At 50.0% G+C, this 1,351-nt stretch carries 1 protein-coding gene; it reads right to left on the bottom strand.

The genetic code is table 11. The features are described from left to right. Nucleotides 1–272: 272 nt before the first annotated feature. A complete protein-coding gene (locus QRY16_RS21935; RefSeq protein WP_289778053.1) occupies nucleotides 273–1,277 on the bottom strand; it encodes an IS110 family RNA-guided transposase in 1,005 nt (334 codons plus the stop codon). Nucleotides 1,278–1,351 lie beyond the last annotated feature (74 nt).

Below are 1,351 nucleotides of genomic sequence, written 5' to 3'. Positions count from 1 at the left end.
CTATGGTCCCCACCATTTTTGCAACACTGATTTTTGATTAATGTTGGCTTGCCTAAATCTATCCGGCGTCACTATGGGCATGGATGCCCGCGCCTCGATGAGTTCCGCACCTGATGGAGCCTTAAAAACCGCACGGCTTCACAGAGCCATTTTTTGTGTAAGCTTTTCATCAGGCCGTCAGGCCGTTCATGTCATCAATAGTCAGTCTTCGCAAAACCAGATTGGGAACTGTTTAATTAACGATTAACCTGCCGGTCAGACTGGCGTCATCGTTACCTTTCGAACACAGTCTGCCGGGTTGTGATTGCCCATGCTATCCGGGCCAGCTTGTTGGCCAGAGCACAACACACTACGCAGGAGTGTTTTCTTGCCAGTTGCGCCCTGACCCAGTCAGCCAGCTTGCCTGACTGATAATCGATTCTCTGGATAAAGACTCTGGCGCACTGGACAAGTAACCGTCGCAGATTTTTGTCTCCCCGTTTACTTATCCCTAAAAGCGTATTTTTGCCGCCCGTGCTGTACTGACGTGGTACCAGGCCGGTTGAGGCCGCAAAATCCCGGCTACAGCCATATTGTTTACCGTCGCCCAGTTGCGATGATAAGACGCTGGCAGTTATCGGCCCAACACCGGGTATTGTCTGAAGACGTTGTCCTGTTTCATCGCGACTCAGCTCTTGTTCCAGTGCCGTTTCAAGCCCGGTGATCTGTTCGACAAGATAAAGATAATGAGCATGTAAGCGCATCAGCAGCTGTGCCAGATAGGGAGGAAGTTCGTTATCTGCAAGGACTGTTGAGAGCCGTTTTATCACTGCGGCTCCGATCGGCATACTGATGCCAAATTCCAGCAAAAAAGCATGCATCTGATTAGTCGTTTTGACTTTATCTCTGACCAGCGATTCCCTGACCCGGTGAAGCGCCCGCATAGCCTGCTGAGCTTCGGTTCGTGGTTGCACAAATCTCATGGAGGGACGGGATGCCGCCTCGCATATGGCTTCTGCATCGACAAAATCGTTCTTGTTGCTCTTAATAAAAGGGCGAACAAACTGCGGAGAAATCAGTTTTGCTTCATGGCCTAAATCAGCGATCCGGCGAGCCATAAAATGGGCACCGGCGCAGGCTTCCATTACAACGGTAGCGGATGTACATCCGGCCAGAAACTCAATGAGTTTGGTACGGGTAAATTTTTTCCGCAGTAATGCCTTGCCTGATTTATCCTGGCAATGAATGTGAAAAGAATGTTTACCGAGATCGATACCAATAAGCGTGACGTTTTGCATGATGGTCTTCTCCATAAAGAAACACCCTGTCAGCGTACCGCTCACAGGGTGGTGGGGACCATCTCATTAACCGC

This window comes from Mixta mediterraneensis (assembly GCF_030283135.1).
Lineage (GTDB): Bacteria > Pseudomonadota > Gammaproteobacteria > Enterobacterales > Enterobacteriaceae > Pantoea > Pantoea mediterraneensis.
This window is presented reverse-complemented; position numbering and strand designations above follow the sequence as displayed.

Excerpts from the sequence above, each read along its gene's own strand:
- QRY16_RS21935 (WP_289778053.1), bottom strand. The coding sequence starts at position 1,277 with ATGCAAAACGTCACGCTTATTGGTATCGATCTCGGTAAACATTCTTTT.